This window comes from Streptomyces sp. NPDC059874, from assembly GCF_042731135.1.
Lineage (GTDB): Bacteria > Actinomycetota > Actinomycetes > Streptomycetales > Streptomycetaceae > Streptomyces.
In genome coordinates, this window is the sequence record NZ_JBHWJY010000025.1 from 59,938 (window position 1) to 74,880 (window position 14,943).

Below are 14,943 nucleotides of genomic sequence, written 5' to 3' on the forward strand. Positions count from 1 at the left end.
GGTCAGCTCACCTCCACTCCGCTGATGTGCACGACGAGGTTGTCCGCACTTGCCTGTACCTGGATCGTGTCCCCGGCCTCGATGGGCTGGGTGATGTCGAGGGCGACCACACCGTGCGGTGCGACGCCCACGCTGCTGAGGATTGAGAAGGAGTCGAGCTTCACGGTGATGCCGATCGCCGCGCTCGTGGTGTTCGTGCACACGATGTTCGTGACGATGGCCTGCCCCTCGGCGGGGACGGTGTAGACCGTGGTCTGGGCAGTTGGGGCTACGCCTCGGCTGAACGCCTTCGCTCTTGTACTTGCCACGTCACCACACCTTCATGATCTGCATGATTTCGTCGCCGCCGGCGCTGCCGTTGCGTTCCAGCTCGCTGATGCGCTTCTCCGTGTTCTGCACTCGCTGATTCGTCTTCGCGTCGGCACTGAAGCCGGTGGTCGTGCCGAGCAGGGCGCCGAGCCGGAAGCCTTCGCTGTCCGCCTTCAAGACCATGCCGGTGACTGTTGACGTCAGTTCGTGGTCGTCCACGACGACGCTGACGCGGTCGCCCATGCCCCAGTCCTTGCCGAACTCCATCGAGCTGTCCTCGGCGGGGACGGCCTGCACGCCGATTGCGGTGAAACCCTGCTCGGCGAGGAGCTCCAGGCCGGACTGGTCGAGCTCCTTGTCGTCGTTGGTGTTGCGCTGGTCCTGGAAGACCTCGATGCGTCGGCCCCACTCGGACTCGACGGCGAGCGACTCGACGGTGGTGACCTCGCGGAAGTTCCGCTTCACCATCTCGCCCTGGCCGGCCACGATCACGCGAGTGGCGCCGGGGGCGCCGATCGAGACGCGCGAGCCGGAGAGCGAGTTGTTCTGTACGTCCAGCCGGATGTAGGCCGTGCGGTCGGTGACGGCGTAGGTCTCGAAGACCAGGTCGCCATCGCGTTGGACGATCCGGAAACCGAGGTCCGCCAGGAGGGCGAGCTCCGAGATCAGGGTGCCCAACACGGGGAAACGGGCGCTCTTGGTGACTGTTGGACCGCGGCTCAGATCGGCCCCCGTCGTCAGACGCGGTTTACGCCGTGAGACCGGCGCGTCCGCGCCCGCGTTCGCCTTGACGTAGGCATGCATGACGCTCTCGGCCTTGCCGGTGCGGACGTCGTGTGACTCCGTCTGACTTGTCGGGTCAACGTTGGACGGTTGGGGGTAGGCCAGGTAGTCGAGCAGGATCGAGGTGTCGCTGATCCCGCTGAAGACGATGGAGCCGCCCGGGTCCTCGGGGGTGGCTGCGTACTCGTTTGCTGTGGTGGGGCCGGACATGAGCACGTCCGTGGTGCCGGTGATGATCAGGCCGGAGCCTGGAAGGCGCAGTTCGTCGGCGAGCGGATGCTCGGCGGCGAGTGTCACCTTCCAGGTTCCGACGTTGTTGAACGCATCCTCCAGCTCCAGCACCAGCTCCTCCGGGCGTATGACACCCAGGCGTTCGAGCTGCTTGTTGCGGACCTCGACGGTGAGGTCTGTCATCTTCATCTGTCAGACCACCATCCACTTCCGAGGTCGCCAGGTGCATACGATCTTCGAGGCCGCTGTGACGTTCAGGAGACTGGCCTCGGCGGTTGAGACGCCAGGCTCGATGGACCAGAAGCGGGGGGCTGTGTCGAGCTCCGCGTAGCGGTTGGCGCCGGACTGGTCGACCACCGTTCCCTTGCGGGTGTCGATGGTGAGCTGCTGTCCGGCGAGGAGCTCGCCGTCCCACTTCAGCCGCTCGCCGGCCGGGGAGACGGCGAGGAAGCTGTCACCCGGGCCGACGATGGTCCACACGGGGTAGGCGACTGCGTCGCCCGTGTTCTCCAGGGTCATGGAGCCGATCGCCTGCGAGGAGGCGACGGGCATGGACAGGAAGGAGGACACGAACGCGCTTCCGCCAACGACGGCACCGACCGTCGCCTGTGAGGCTCGTGAGCTCGTCCAGTACGGATCGCCCGCCCGGAGCGTGATCACCGTCTGGAGATCCTTGTTGCCGATGGTGTCGGCACCGTAGATGTACTGCCCGCCGCCGACACGGACGACGTCTGTGTGCCAGTCGGTGTCGTCGTCTTCGAGGATGCGTAGCCTGCACGGTCCGGCGAGCATCTTCGCCAGCCGGACCGTGAGCTGCTTCAGGTGGTTGCGGTCCCGCCCAACGATGTCGAGCGGGATGTCGATGTCGCGCGCCAGGACGCGCCTGCCGCGGTACACCGCGCCATCGCCGGCCCCTTCGAGCCAACGGACCGAGACGGGGGGCAGGCCCAGACCGGACACGCCAGTTGTTGCCTGCATCCCCGTTCCGACCTCTGCCACCTCGTTGAGATTCAGAGTGTCCCGGCCGTTCTCCAGTAGGAGTTTCGCCATCTGTTACCAACCCACCATTCGTGCTCGGGTGGCAGCCGTGAACAGGTCTTCCTCGGAGCCGAGCGAAGAGCCGGGGGCTGCGTAGTAGTTGAGAACTCGTGCGCCACCCCCGATCGAGGAAGCGTCCATGCCGGCGAGGGCGCCGTTGACTCCGGCGGCGTTGAACTGGCTGATCGCGGGAGCGCTGATGACCGTCGAGCCGACGTCGTCGGTGAGTCCCTGGAGGGACTTGCGGACCGCGTCGTACCTGGACTCCAGGCCGTTGATGAAGCCGTCGATGACGAGCCTGCCCGCGTCCCGCAGCAGGATGCTGTCTCGGTGCGCCGGGCCCTTCCAGTCGGGCAGCATGTCGGTCAGGTTCTTCAGCTTGTCCTTGACCTTGCCGATCATCCCGGAGATGCCGTCGATCAGGCCCTGGATCAGGCGCTTGCCGGCGTCGGTCAGGAGAGACCCGAAGCCGGAGAGGAAGCCGAGGATCTTGCCGGGCAGTTCGCTGAAGAAGGTGCCCACACTGCCGAGGTGAGTCCTGACGGAGTTGACGATCGCTTCACCGGCCTGCGATACGGCCGACTTGATGTCGTCCCACGCCCCACGGAAGAACCGCAGGATCGCGCTCAGCGCGGCGCCGGGGGCGTCTCGCAGAGTCGTCAGGAATGATCCGAACCGAGAGACGATTGACGCCCAGAGCGACTCGCCGATCTCCTTGACGGCCGTCCAGCCCGACTTGAACAACTGGCCGATCGCCTTCAAGCCCTTGCCCGCGATGCCGAGGATGCCGACGCTGAAGAAGATTTCGAGCGCGCCGAGGATGATGTTCCAGATGCCGTGGAGCATGTCCACGATGCCGGACCAGAGCCGACTGAAGCCCTCCTTGAAGGTGTCCCAGTTGCCCGTGAACAGGCCCTCGAAAATGCCCCAGACCATCGTGAAATACCCGACGATGTAGTCCCACACGCCGGTGAAGACCATCACGAGACCTTCGAGCACCAGGGCCACGCCGTTGATTGCGGCGGTCAGTGCGCCAACCAGAATCTCGATGATGAACTGCAAGATCGGGACCAAGACCGGCATGAGGAAGTTGATGACCGCAAGGAGCGCAGCAAGCAGAGGCTGCACAGCCTCGGCGACGCGGGTGAAAGCGTCGGCGAGCGGAGGCAGGCACTGCTCGACGATCGTCTGGATCATCGGGATCAGCGGCGTGATGATCGCCGTGATGATGTTCAGCAGGATCGCGACGAGCGGCATGACCGCCGAGATGACCTGAGCCACGACCTGGGCGATGACCGCCATGATCGGGACCAGCGCAGTGACGAGCTGGGCGATCAGCGGGGCGACCGCCTGCATGATCTGCATGAACAGTTGGGCGACAACCGGGAGGATTGTGCCCAGGAGCTGGAATGCGGCACCGAGCGCAGTGCCGACGACCGGAACCAGACTCGCGATGATTGGCGTGAGCTGCTGAAAGATGCCGAGCAGAGTGCCGCCAAGCAGCGTAATGATCGGGCTGATCATCGGAGCGAGCTGAGTGAACGCCTGCCCGAGCGGTATGAGCGCGGCCGAGACGAGCGGGCCGAGCATCATCATGAACGTCGAGATGACGTTCATCAGGGCGCCGAGAGCCAGGCTGAGCGGAGCCATCGCGGGGGCGAGGGCCTGGACTGCCACCTGGATGCCGTTGAACATCGACTGAACGCCCTGCACGACCGCGGGTTGCGCGAGCGCGGCAGAGATGGAGCCGATGACGGTGCCGATGATTGTGCCGACCTGCGGCAAGATCGACGTCAGGAGCTGTCCGAGGGTGATGAACAGGTTCTTCACCGCGGGCCCGGAGACGTCCGCAATGTTGGACATCGCGGTGTGGGCTGCCTCGAAGACGGCCGACAGGCCGGTCTGGAAGCCGGGGCTGTCGACGACCTTGTGGACACCTGCGAGGGTGTCGTTCAGCATTCCGAGGGTGGAGCCGCCGGCTTCCGTGGCCGCGCGGGAGATGCCCGCGAAGATGCCGCCGAGGTTCGACAGGACGCCGCCCAGATCCTTCAGGTTCTGGATGCCGGTCTTGATCCAGCCGTCCAGCTGGCCGTCTGCCTGCGCCGCCTTGAGGAAGGTGTCGAACCGCTCGCTGATGGAGACGAACCAGCTGGCCAGCTCGGGAAGGTAGGAAGTGCCGACCTGGCCAAGGGTCGTGATGATGCCCGCGAAGGCGTGGGTGCCTCCAGTGGCGACCTTGATGGAAGCGGAGAGGTCCGTGAACATCTGGTCGAGCGCGGGGTCCAGCGCGCCCTGGAGATCGCTGGCGAACGCACCAAAGAAGCCGCCGATCTCGGTGGCCGCGTTGCTGAAGCCGGTGCTGAGCTTGGGCAGAAGCCCGTCGACCAGCTCGCGGATCGGCTCCTTCGCCTTCGCCCAGAAGTTCTCTGAGATGGCGTTCTGGAGCTCGGAGAGCTTGCCCTTGACCTCGGGGAGGATCTTGTTGAAATCCTTGAACGCGGCGATGGTGACGCCGAGTCCGACCGCCATTCCGCCGAGCAGGCCGGGGAGGAGGAGGGCGAGTGGCCCGATCTGAGCGAGGGACGACGACAGGGCGAACAGGTTGCTCGCCGCGGTCAGTCCCCAGCCTGCGAGGCCGGCGATGGCCGTGGCCAGCATGCCGATGATCGGCACGGTCTTGTCCAGGTTCTTCAGCGTGCGACCCAGCCGCTCGAACATGCTGTTCAGAACGCGCGCTCCGGAGAGGGCCGCCAGGGACGTCGCCACCGCGGCGACCGCCGTGTTGTTCAGCTTGGGGAGGATCTGCACGGTGCGAGGCCGGGTCAGGACCGCGATGTGCGCGGAGACCGCGGCGGCTGCGGCGGTCCCGAAGTCGAGCTTGACCGGCACCTCGACGGGGCTGACGTCCCGCTTCCAGCGCTCGATCGCGTCCTTGGCGTCGTCGGCCGCCTGCTGATCGAGCTTCAGCTTGATGTCGCCAGTGACCTCGACGTCGTCAACCTTGAACTTGATCTTGCTCTGCTTCGCCTTGTCTTGCAGGTCCCGGACAGCCTTGGAGACCGCCTGGGTCATCCCGTCCTTGGAGATCGTCGCGTGGAAGCGGATCTTCCTGGAGTCCATGTTGCGGTTGCGCTGGTTGATGATGCGCAACTGCTCCAGGTACTCACGTGACGCGCCGCTCATGTCAACCTTGGTGGCGACGGTGAGCTTGAGCGTCTTCTCGATCCTGTCGAGATCCTTCTGTGCCTGGCGGCGGAAGTCGGATGTGTCCGGGAGAACCTTGACCGACACACGCCCGATCACTTGCCCTGCGGGCATGGACTACCTCCGTGAGAAGACCTTGTAGATGTCGGCGACGGACTTGGCCTTCTTCGGGCCCGTGCACTTCGGCTTCGATTTGGGGCGCGGGTACTCGGGGATCTTCGGGGCGCCCTTCTTGCCCCACTGGCCACTTGCCCGCGTGTTTTGGTTGAGCGCGTCATACAGGTCTGCGGCCAGGTGGCGGTCGACGCCCCAACCGAAGTGCTCCCTGCCGCCCGACGCGAGGGCGATGGTCAGTGCTGTGTCCGGAAGCCTCTGCACCAGTGAGAGGACCAGAGAGGGGGCCGGACCCCGACCCGCGATGACCTCGGTGAGGTCGACGCCGTAGTGGAGAAGCAGGTCGGGGTACAGGCCCTCGCCGTAGTCGTCTACGAGCCGGGCGAGGCTCAGGCTTCCCCCGCCTGGGTGCCCTGCCCGTACGTCTCGAAGATCTGGGCGAGGATGGCAAGGTCGGACCCCACGACCTTCAGGAGCTTGTTCGCGGCGGCCTGCGACTCTGCGACGAGCCGGATCGCCTGAACCAGCACCTCCTCCTGGTCGGCATCCTCGCCGTCGAGCTGGTCCTGGATCGCCAGGAGCTCAGCGCGCTTCTCCTTCGGGAGGCGGAGCGGGTTGAGCAGCCGGCAGACGTCGTCGCCGAAGTTGATCTCAGTCGCGCCGTACTTCGCTTCGGCTGCGGCGCGGATGTCGTCGAGGGTGTAACTGGCCATGGGGGTGCGGACCTCCTGTGCTTGTTGGGGAAGGGGGCGCGGACATTCAGGAAGAGCTCCGGAAGGAGCCCCCTGGCGTGCAAGAGGTCCGCATCACTTGCACACCAGGGGAGTTCAGGATCAGGCCGCCGAGCCGGTCTCCCACGAGTCGCCGTCCCAGTGGGCGGTCGAGGCGTCGCCGAGGACGACGCGCTGGCCCGTGGTCCAGGCCGAGGTCGGCGAGGCGATCACGGCGGAGAGCGCGGCGAGATTGGCCGGGGCCGTGGCGCCGCTCGGAGTGAAGGAGCCGGGCGTGCCGGCGACAGCGCCCGTAGCCACGACACCGCCGCCCAGCGGGGTCACCGCGTAGGTCCAGGCGTTGGAGCCGTAGGCGAGAGGCTTGACGCCGAGGGGCAGGCCGGCGAGGGACTCGGTGTCCGCGAGCGCGAGGTCGTCGGCCCGGTAGATCTCAGCCTTGGGAGCGTAGAACGCGAAGTGGTTCTCGCCGTCCACGAAGACCGCGAGGAAAGCCGAAATGGTCGGCTCGGGCTCGGTCGGAACGCCGACGCTGCCGTCCGAAAGGATCGGCGCGTTCGAGCCGTAGTAGAGCTTCAGGCCCGCCGTGTCGAACTGCTGGAGGGTAAAGGTCATCTGCTCCACGCGGGCGCTGTACTTGGTGCGCAGGCTCTTGTTCTGGAGTGTCCCGATGACCGTGGCCTCGCCACCCTCGGACGTGATGCCGAAGATGTCCTCCAGGCTGGTGTGACCCACACTCGCCCAGGGGGTGGTCGGGACCAGGAGGTTCTCGGGGATGCCGGTTCCGGCCGGCGCGGTGAAGTAGTTACCACTACCGATGACCAGAGTGGCATTGTCGTTGATGGGCACGAAGGCGTCTCCTTGCTGAGAGATCAGACGGGGTAGGGGCGGATGCGCGGCTTGCGGATGTCGATTTGGTAGATCGACTCGTAGCGCCACACGCCCGTGGGGAGGTCGGCGTACTGAACGGGCCCTGCGGCTGTCGCCCAGTCCGTGACGCGGCGAGGAGCCGAGGAGAGCTCCACTCGCGTGAGGTGGCCGCGTCCCGGGATGACCTTCTGGCTGAGCCAGGCGTCGCGGAGTACGACGCGGGCAGCCTCGGCGAGGATCGCCGCGTCTTCGTCGCCGTTCGGGTCGGCACAGAACGTCTGGATGGAGACCTGCGCCGAGTCCGTGAAGCGGGTGTCGCCCGCGTGCTCCCCAAAGGAGGCGCCGCGGCGGACGAGTACGAGAGGGAACGTCTGGTTGGCCGAGATGAGCGAGCTCACCGGGATGCCGGGGAGCCCCTCGCGCAAGATGGGCAGGAGTAGATCCTCGACGGGCGAGAGCTCGGCCATCGCCTTGATGTGGGCGGGGAGTCCGGCCATCAGGGATTCACCCGCCCCTTCCGCTTCTTGGGCAGGTTGCTCGCGCGGGCGAGGACGTAGAGTCCGGGCATGGCGCCGACCTGGATCGTGCGTGTGTTGCCGTCCTTGTCAGTGCGCTCGACCTCGTAGGCGTCGCGGCCGTACTCGATGCTCAAAGCCGCGTTCTGGCCGCGCTCGTCGTTGAGGACGACGTAGCGGTCGATCTTTCCGCGCTCGATGTCGATGAAGGAGTGACCATCAGCGCGTACGCCGGTCTCCTCCTCGATCTCCTTCTCGTAGTCCTGGTGCTCCTGGAGGTACGTCTCGGCTCGGACCGCGATCTCAAAGGTCCGGTTGTCCAGCTCGTGGACGACTCCATCGTTGAGGGCGATGAACTCCTCGATGTTCTTGCTGCCCACCTTCTGGTAGATGCGCGCCATCAGGGCCTCTGGCGGATGTCGATGGACCAGTGCCGTGTCTGTCGGGTGCCGTGGTGGTAGGCCGGCGGCGTCACGATGTCCCAGGTCTTGCCCATCGCCTCGACGCGGGACCAGAGCTCGACGCCGTCGAGGTGGGCTTCCACGATCATGCGGGTGATGTTGATGACCTGCTGGCCGGGCACCTCAGCCTTCGCCGAGCGCTGCGGAATGAATGCGGCGCGCACTGCGTGAGGGCCGTCCGCGTCCGCGACCACGACCGCATTGCCGCGGTTGTCGATGATGGTCTTCGACTTCCAGACCAGCGCGATCTGGCCGCGCCTGCGCTGCATCGAGGTCACCAGGGCTCCACCTCGTCCGCGAAGAACGGGAAGTCCGCGCCGGGCGGATCAACGGGGACCAGGCCGGCCGTCACGGGCCGGCGTACCGAGTTCCAGGCCGAGACCTGCACGGAGACCAGGCCGGGCTTGCGCCCGCCGATGCCCGCAAGAAGCTTCTGCTCCTCGTTGGTGAAGTGGACAGTGCCCGCGTTCTCGCCCTGGGTGTCGTTCCAGCCCAGGGTCTCGTCGCCTGCTCGGGACTGCGTGTAGCCGGAGGGGTTGTCCATGTACCGCTTGCACGCCTTCAGGACCATCGTCCTGACCATGCGAGGGGCTGCGCCCGCCGGCCAGTCGCGGCCTGCGTAGTGGCTGGCCAGGTCGGAGGCGTCCTCCAAGGCCGAGTTCGCGATGCGCTCCTCGTCAGCGTCGAGCGTCCAGTCGAGGCGGGCTTGCAGCTCTGCCAGTGTGGCGAAGTTCGCCAAGATGGTTCTCCTTCACTCACGGGGAGGGGCGGGCCCCCGAGGGAACCCGCCCCACTCACTGAGCCGATCAGGCCGCGTTGCCGACGCCCGTGATGGCGGTCAGCTCGACAGCCGCGGGGGCGGAGCCGGTCGGCAGGACGTCGACCGTCGCGTCCAGGTCGAGCTTGATCGCCCGGACGAAGTGCTCGTGCACGGAGACGAAAGCCTGGCCACTGACGTCGTCGACACCCAGGAGCTGGTCCTTGACGGAGCGGAAGCCCTTGTAGGTGTTGACCACGGAGCGGTCGGTCAGGTAGTTCGCGTCGTAGTCCTGGAGCCAGCGGATGGCCACGCCGTTCGCGGAGGCGGAGCCGCCGGTCACGGACGCCGGGACGCTCGGGGCGCCGGTCGCGAAGATGAACGCCGAGCGGTGCATCGCGTACGCGGCGTCGGGAGCGACTTCCTGCGAGACGACGATGTCGAAGCCGTAGCGCCGGGCGATCGTGGCCTCGTGCAGGGAGGAGACTGCCTCGGCCTCACCGACGTTGGAGGCCAGGTTCAGATCCGGGTCGCCGAGGAGCGCCATCTCCCAGTCGGAGCCGACCAGGAGGACGCGACCGGCCTTCGGAATCATGAACTTGTTGAGGATGTCCCGCGCCTTGATGAGGGTCTTACGCAGGGAGCGGACCGCGGTACCCGGGCCCGCGCCGTCAGCGTCGACCGAGCCACCCAGGGTGACGGCGTAGGTCTGGTTCTTCAGGGTGTCGACGGCGCCGCGCTCCAGGCCGCGGCCGATGGCCTCGGTCTGCTTGGTCATGAGCTTGGCCCAGCCGTTGAGGTCGAAGTCGCGCTGCTCGTCGGTCAGCTTGACGGCGCTGTAGATGTTGCCGCCGAAGGAGACCGCGACGGTCTTCTCGGCGTACTCGTCGAAGGTGATCGGGGAGCTGCGGTTGTTGCGCCATCCGTACGTGCGGAAGGGGAGGACCCCTTCCACCTTGACGTTGATGGTGTCGTTCGCGGAGCCCTTGTACTGATCGATGCCCTCGCGCTGGAAGAGCGCGGGGACGACGAGAGCCTGCTCCAGAGCGACCGCCGCGGTCGCGGCGATCTTCTCGGGCTTGACAATGACGTGTTCGGCCACGGGTTGTTACTCCTGTCGGTAGGAAGGGGGAGGCTTGGCGTGCGTCACTTGCACACTTGGCCAGAAGGGGCGGTCAGTAGCGGTTGCGGCGGGCTGCCTGAACGGCCTTGACCGGGTCGAGGTCGTCGGAGTCGACCTCGGGGTCGAGGCCACCACCAAGCGACTCGGGTGTGGCGGGAGCGACGAGCTTCTGAAGCTCCTTGGCGTCGGCCTCCAGCTCCTCCGGCGTGATGCCGGTGAGCCTCTTGGCCAGGGCCGCGGGGAGCTCGTACTTCGCCGCCACGTTGTTGAGCAGGATCTGTCGCTCCAGCGCCTCGTTCTGCGCCTTCAGCTCCGAGACCGCAGCCTCGAACTCCTCGGGCGTCTTGGCGTTGGCGAACTTCGCCTCGACCTCACGCAGCTTGACGCGGTAGTTGGCCGCCTCGGCGCGGACGTCGGTCAGCTCCTTGCGGAGGACCGCGGCCGGCACTTCCTCGGGCTGCTCCTCGGTCGAGGTCGTCTCGTTACCCGCGGGGGTCTCGCCCTCCGGGGGCGTTTCGACGGTCTCTTCCGTGGTGGTCTCGGTGGTTTCCTGCTCGGGCACTGTCACGCCTCCTGGACGCTCGTTGTGGATCGCCGAGCCTCCTGGGCTGCGGCCTTCTGTTCTTGCCGGATGAACCGGCGCCAGGCGGACACAGCCGCCTTGCCGGTGAGGCCGCGCGTGACCTTGGGCCACAGCTCCTCGTACCGGCGGTTCAGCTCGTACGCAGACGAGCTGTCGTACTGCTCGCGGGAGAAAACGGGCTCCGCGTAGCAGTGGCAGTTGTCGTGATACTTGTCGCCGTCCGCGTACTCAGCCGAGCTGCGTGAGCGGTAGACAGGTCCACGAGAGATGAGCATCGCGCACCACCCGCAAGGGGTGCCTGAGCGCGAAAGTCTGATGTAGCCAAGGGCCCTGCGGTCGCGCTGTGCGTGGTTCCAGACAGTCGAGCGTCCACCGTTCATTGCGATACGCTCCGCGGCTGCGGCCTGCCGGGCGCCGGCCTGCTGGTGGGCCTCTTCTCGAAGCTTGTCGACCTCGTCGGCACTCCGGGCGCCGTCGATCTTGTCGACCTTCTTCTGGAGATTGTTGGGCCCAAGGGCTTCCAGCGCGCTGCGGAGCTCCTGCTCCGCTTCCCGCTCGATCCGCTCCTCTTCCTCGCGCAGACCTTCAAGCTCCTCGACGAGAATCCGATCGGCTTCCTCGTCCTCAGACTCCTCGGAGGCTTCCCCAGGCTCGCCGGTCGCGGCCTCCGAGGAGGGACTTGGGGTGTTGGTCTCGGAATCACTTGCACGCCCCTCCTGGGGGCTCTCAGCGGTTCCAGCCAGGTCTGCGAACTCCCGACGCAAGGTGTCCAGCGTGATGTACGTCGGCTCAGGGTGGTACGGATCGGCGACGGTCGTCCCCGTCCTCAACGCGCGGGCCAAGCGGTAGTAAGCGCGGGCCAGATCGCGACTCATGCGCCGCCTGGTCATCACCATCGTGATGGCCCGCTTCAGCCAGGAGCCCGCGGTCGACGCCCGACTCGCAGCCGGGACGTCCTGCCACAGCGCCAGCGCATCCGTGATGGTCCCTGCCCCGATCTGGGTCAGGGCCACCTGGAATGCGACGGCTGCACGATCGGCCTCGGCCTGGTGGGCCGGGCCGGTCACGCGGCGACCGCCTCACTGGAGAGCGGGGCGGTCGTACTCGCGCCGGGAGTCGCCCGAGTCAGAGCGGTAGCGAGCTGGCCGACAGAGTCATCCTCCTCGGCCATCTCCACCCAGTCCTCGTACTCGGTCTGCGTGACACCGGGCACTCGCTTCCACAGACCGCGGAGAGGAATGCCGAGCTGCGCGGCGAGCTTGCCCAGAGCGTCAGCGGCCTGCGCGAGCGAACGCGACTCCATGTCGCGCCATTGGACTTCGCCGGAGTAGTCGTCGGCCGCGGCCGTCTCACCTTCGAGCTCGGCGGCCAGGCGGAAGACCCGCTCCCACGCCTCGCCGAAGATGCTCCGGAACTCCGCGATCATGCGGCTCAGTGAAGTCTCGGCGGCGAGAAGGGCCTCGGCGGAGAGGTTCGCGATCTGACCCAGCAGGTGATGAGGCGGGGTCTGCGAGATCGCGGCCAGGTGCCGGATGCTCATGTCCACCGAGTCGATCAGCGAACCGATCGGGCCAGCAGGCAGGGAACCGAACTTCACGTCCGGGTCCTCTGCGAACAGGAACCGCCTGGCATTGTGGTTGATCGCAGCCGGGATCGGGTTGCCTGCCGCGTCGAGCTTGGGCCGACTGTCGACCGCGAGCGCGGGGTCCGTGGTGACCTGGCCAGCCTCGTCGAGCAGCTCCATCACAAGAGGCGGCGCCATGCCGGTCGCGTACCGCACCTCGTGTGAGGTGTAGGTCTGTGCGACCAGCAGATCGAAGATCGTCTGGTTGATGCGGTTCTGGAGCGCGATCATCGGCTCGATGACGCCGATGGTGCGTCCTTCAAGATCGACCGAGGACGCGAACCGGGTCACCGGACACTCGCTCGCGCCGTGCCGCCGGAGGGCGCTGACCTTGACCGAGTCGGGATCGGTCAGCGACTTGTAGGTGACGGCGTACTCGAACTTGCCGTCCCACATCCGGGCCTTGCCGGGGGTCTCGCTCCTTGGCTTCGACACGATCGTGAGTGCGGCGTACGGCGTCTCGTCGTTCGCCGGGTCCTCGTACAGGGCCGCGGTCTTCTTCGCCGAGAGCCCCTTCGAGATGACGCCCTTCGCGGTCTTCTCCGTCAGTACGAAGGAGTGACCGAAACCGAGGGCACCGCGGTAGACCGCGGCCTGGCGGGCGTCCATGCGCGAGCGCTGCCAGTGGGACCACTGCACGCTCGACGAGGAGGACGCCTGGGGAAGGCCCGCCTCCGGCTTGCCGGGCCGGTAGCCATCCACGTACAGAGCCTGGGCCGGCGTACCGATGAGCAAGGGCATCCAGTTGGAGACGGCCCGCTGCGCGAGCAGCTTGTACTCCGCATCCGCCTGGGGCGGCATGTACGGGTCGTCATGCTTGCCGTGGATGTAGTTGTCGATCCGCTGGAGTCGATCCGCGTCACGGTCGAGGATGGCGAGGAGTTCCTTCGCCAGCGATGCTGGGCTGGTGTCGGCCATGCCTCACCACCTTTCTGGTCACACTTGCACAGGGTCAGATGAAGTAGCCGCGCCCGGTGCGCTTGCGCACCTTCTTGCCGCGGGCCCGGAGTTCGTACAGGGCCTCGTGCGCCAGCATCAGAGCGGCGTAGGCGTCGATCTTGCGCGGCGAGTCCTTCGACTCCTTGCCGAAGCCGATGCCGTAGTTGTTCGTGCGGCGCCGGGCGCTGAGCACGTGCCGGCGAAGCGTGAGGTCTCCGTCATGGGAGAGCCTCTTGTCGAAGATCGTCCGCATCAGGCGCTCGTGCGCCATCGTCAGGGCCTTCTGCGAGCCGCGCATGTCCCAGCCGACCGAGTCCTTGCCGACCGGCGAGGAGACCGCCAGGCGCTCGCCGTAGGTCTCGGACCAGTCGGAGATGTAGGACTCCCAGAGGGCGACGTCGGCGAAGAACGCCTTCACCTCGAAGAGGCGGAACGCCTCGTGCACCGCGCTGTCGACCTCGTGCCGCGGTACCGTCCAGTCCTTGGCCGCCTCGCCTTCCGGGTGTTCCCAGATGTTGAGGAGAACCGCGTGCATGTCGCGCACGCGGAGAGCCACCAAGGCCGTCGAGTCTGAGCTCTTGCCGCCATCGAACCCCAAGACGATCTCGTCGCCCGGCTTCAGGCTCTTGCCCTCGTCGAGCAGCGGGTCCCACTCGGCCGGCCCGTAGATCGCGTCCTCTTCGGCCACGACCTGGTTCAGCCACATGCGCCGGGAGCGCGAAGGTGCGATCGTCGCGTCCATGACGGACTGGATGATCGCGTCCACGTTCAGCCAGACCGCGTCACCGCGGATCTTCGGGATGACGATGCGCAGGGCCTCCGCAGTGAGCGGAGTCTCCGGGTGCGCCTCAATGCTGTCGTAGACGAAGCCGACGTCGGCCATCCGGCCTTCGCGGATCTTCTCCCACGACTCGCGCATCCGCTCAGCGACAGAGTCTTCGCCGGGCAAGTAGGCGTTTGTGATCGCGAGGTACCGGCTGTCCTGCTTGGTCGCGTTGCCGTCGATCGTCTCGTACATCTTGTGGCCGTTGTTGCCGGACACCCAGTGATGCGTTTCGTTGAGCAGGGTGAACGTCGTCCGCTTGCCTTCGAGGGCGCGGTACGACGACGTCACTGCTTCGAGGCGGGCCTTGCCACCGTTCGCGCGGATGAGCACCGCGCCGTCCTTGACGTCGTACTTCGCCTTGAAGGCGTCCGACATCAGGGACGGGATGAGCGCCATCGTGTTCGTGGTCTGCGACTGGTTGACCGCGGTGACCTGAACCCACGCGCGAGGGTGGGCCTTGCCTACCGGCTCGCCGGCCTCGTCCCAGTGGGAGAAGCGCGACGGCCCGACCAGCTCGACGAGGCAGAGGACGGCGAGCAAGGGGTCCTTGCCCCAGCCCTTCATGCGCTGGAGGACGCCCTTGCGGTTGGTGAACCGGCCGAGGTTGTCCACGGCGTACCAGTGGAGAACGAAGCGGAGCTGCTCCCTGGTGAACTTCCAGGGCCCGCCCTCTTCGGATCGAAGCCATTCAGCAGCCCAGCCGGCGATCTGCCAGCCGAGCGTCTTGTCCGGCAGGGTCCAACGCCCGAAGGCGTCCTTCTGCCAGGTGGGGCCGATGAAGCTCGGCTCCAGGAGGTCGATCTCCTCCGGGGTGAGCGCAGCTTGCTTCGCCAAGGCT

16 protein-coding genes are annotated in these 14,943 nt (G+C 66.6%); all 16 read right to left on the minus strand.

The genetic code is table 11. The features are described 5' to 3' along the window. Window positions 1–2: 2 nt before the first annotated feature. The 16 genes from ACFV9H_RS16860 to ACFV9H_RS16935 all read right to left on the minus strand — a co-directional run bounded on the left by ACFV9H_RS16860 (window position 3) and on the right by ACFV9H_RS16935 (window position 14,939). Window positions 3–308 carry a hypothetical protein gene (locus ACFV9H_RS16860; RefSeq protein WP_385398457.1) on the minus strand — a complete coding sequence of 102 codons (306 nt, stop codon included), beginning with the start codon at window positions 306–308 and terminating at the stop codon, window positions 3–5. 1 nt (window position 309) lies between these two features. Beyond that, window positions 310–1,512, minus strand: coding sequence for a siphovirus ReqiPepy6 Gp37-like family protein (locus ACFV9H_RS16865; RefSeq protein ID WP_385398459.1), 1,203 nt, complete (start codon window positions 1,510–1,512; stop codon window positions 310–312). 3 nt (window positions 1,513–1,515) lie between these two features. Continuing rightward, window positions 1,516–2,301 carry a phage tail family protein gene (locus ACFV9H_RS16870; protein WP_385398461.1) on the minus strand — a complete coding sequence of 262 codons (786 nt, stop codon included), beginning with the start codon at window positions 2,299–2,301 and terminating at the stop codon, window positions 1,516–1,518. A gap of 75 nt (window positions 2,302–2,376) precedes the next feature. Further along, entirely contained in the window at window positions 2,377–5,679 is a 3,303-nt protein-coding gene (locus tag ACFV9H_RS16875) for a hypothetical protein (RefSeq protein ID WP_385398463.1), read from the minus strand. Window positions 5,680–5,682: 3 nt separating this feature from the next. After that, window positions 5,683–5,943 carry a hypothetical protein gene (locus ACFV9H_RS16880; RefSeq protein ID WP_385398465.1) on the minus strand — a complete coding sequence of 87 codons (261 nt, stop codon included), beginning with the start codon at window positions 5,941–5,943 and terminating at the stop codon, window positions 5,683–5,685. A 125-nt stretch (window positions 5,944–6,068) separates the two neighbouring features. Continuing rightward, the gene (locus tag ACFV9H_RS16885) at window positions 6,069–6,392 is read right to left on the minus strand and encodes a phage tail assembly protein (protein WP_385398467.1); all 324 of its coding nucleotides are present in this window, start codon (window positions 6,390–6,392) and stop codon (window positions 6,069–6,071) included. A gap of 120 nt (window positions 6,393–6,512) precedes the next feature. Beyond that, the gene (locus ACFV9H_RS16890; protein WP_385398469.1) at window positions 6,513–7,256 is read right to left on the minus strand and encodes a hypothetical protein; all 744 of its coding nucleotides are present in this window, start codon (window positions 7,254–7,256) and stop codon (window positions 6,513–6,515) included. A gap of 23 nt (window positions 7,257–7,279) precedes the next feature. After that, a complete protein-coding gene (locus ACFV9H_RS16895; protein WP_385398471.1) occupies window positions 7,280–7,774 on the minus strand; it encodes a hypothetical protein in 495 nt (164 codons plus the stop codon). Further along, a complete protein-coding gene (locus ACFV9H_RS16900; RefSeq protein ID WP_385398473.1) occupies window positions 7,774–8,193 on the minus strand; it encodes a hypothetical protein in 420 nt (139 codons plus the stop codon). Before ACFV9H_RS16900 ends, ACFV9H_RS16895 begins: the two co-directional genes overlap by 1 nt. After that, entirely contained in the window at window positions 8,193–8,522 is a 330-nt protein-coding gene (locus ACFV9H_RS16905) for a phage head-tail adapter protein (RefSeq protein ID WP_385398584.1), read from the minus strand. Before ACFV9H_RS16905 ends, ACFV9H_RS16900 begins: the two co-directional genes overlap by 1 nt. Window positions 8,523–8,527: 5 nt before the next feature. Then, entirely contained in the window at window positions 8,528–8,992 is a 465-nt protein-coding gene (locus ACFV9H_RS16910) for a hypothetical protein (RefSeq protein WP_385398475.1), read from the minus strand. Between the two features lie 67 nt (window positions 8,993–9,059). After that, entirely contained in the window at window positions 9,060–10,112 is a 1,053-nt protein-coding gene (locus ACFV9H_RS16915; protein ID WP_385398477.1) for a hypothetical protein, read from the minus strand. A gap of 73 nt (window positions 10,113–10,185) precedes the next feature. Continuing rightward, window positions 10,186–10,695: a hypothetical protein gene (locus ACFV9H_RS16920; protein WP_385398479.1), complete on the minus strand. Its 510-nt coding sequence runs from the start codon at window positions 10,693–10,695 to the stop codon at window positions 10,186–10,188. 2 nt (window positions 10,696–10,697) lie between these two features. After that, entirely contained in the window at window positions 10,698–11,783 is a 1,086-nt protein-coding gene (locus tag ACFV9H_RS16925; RefSeq protein ID WP_385398481.1) for a hypothetical protein, read from the minus strand. Then, window positions 11,780–13,258, minus strand: coding sequence for a phage portal protein (locus ACFV9H_RS16930; protein ID WP_385398483.1), 1,479 nt, complete (start codon window positions 13,256–13,258; stop codon window positions 11,780–11,782). The genes ACFV9H_RS16925 and ACFV9H_RS16930 overlap by 4 nt, the downstream gene beginning before the upstream one ends. Before the next feature lie 34 nt (window positions 13,259–13,292). After that, window positions 13,293–14,939 carry a terminase gene (locus ACFV9H_RS16935; protein WP_385398485.1) on the minus strand — a complete coding sequence of 549 codons (1,647 nt, stop codon included), beginning with the start codon at window positions 14,937–14,939 and terminating at the stop codon, window positions 13,293–13,295. Window positions 14,940–14,943 lie beyond the last annotated feature (4 nt).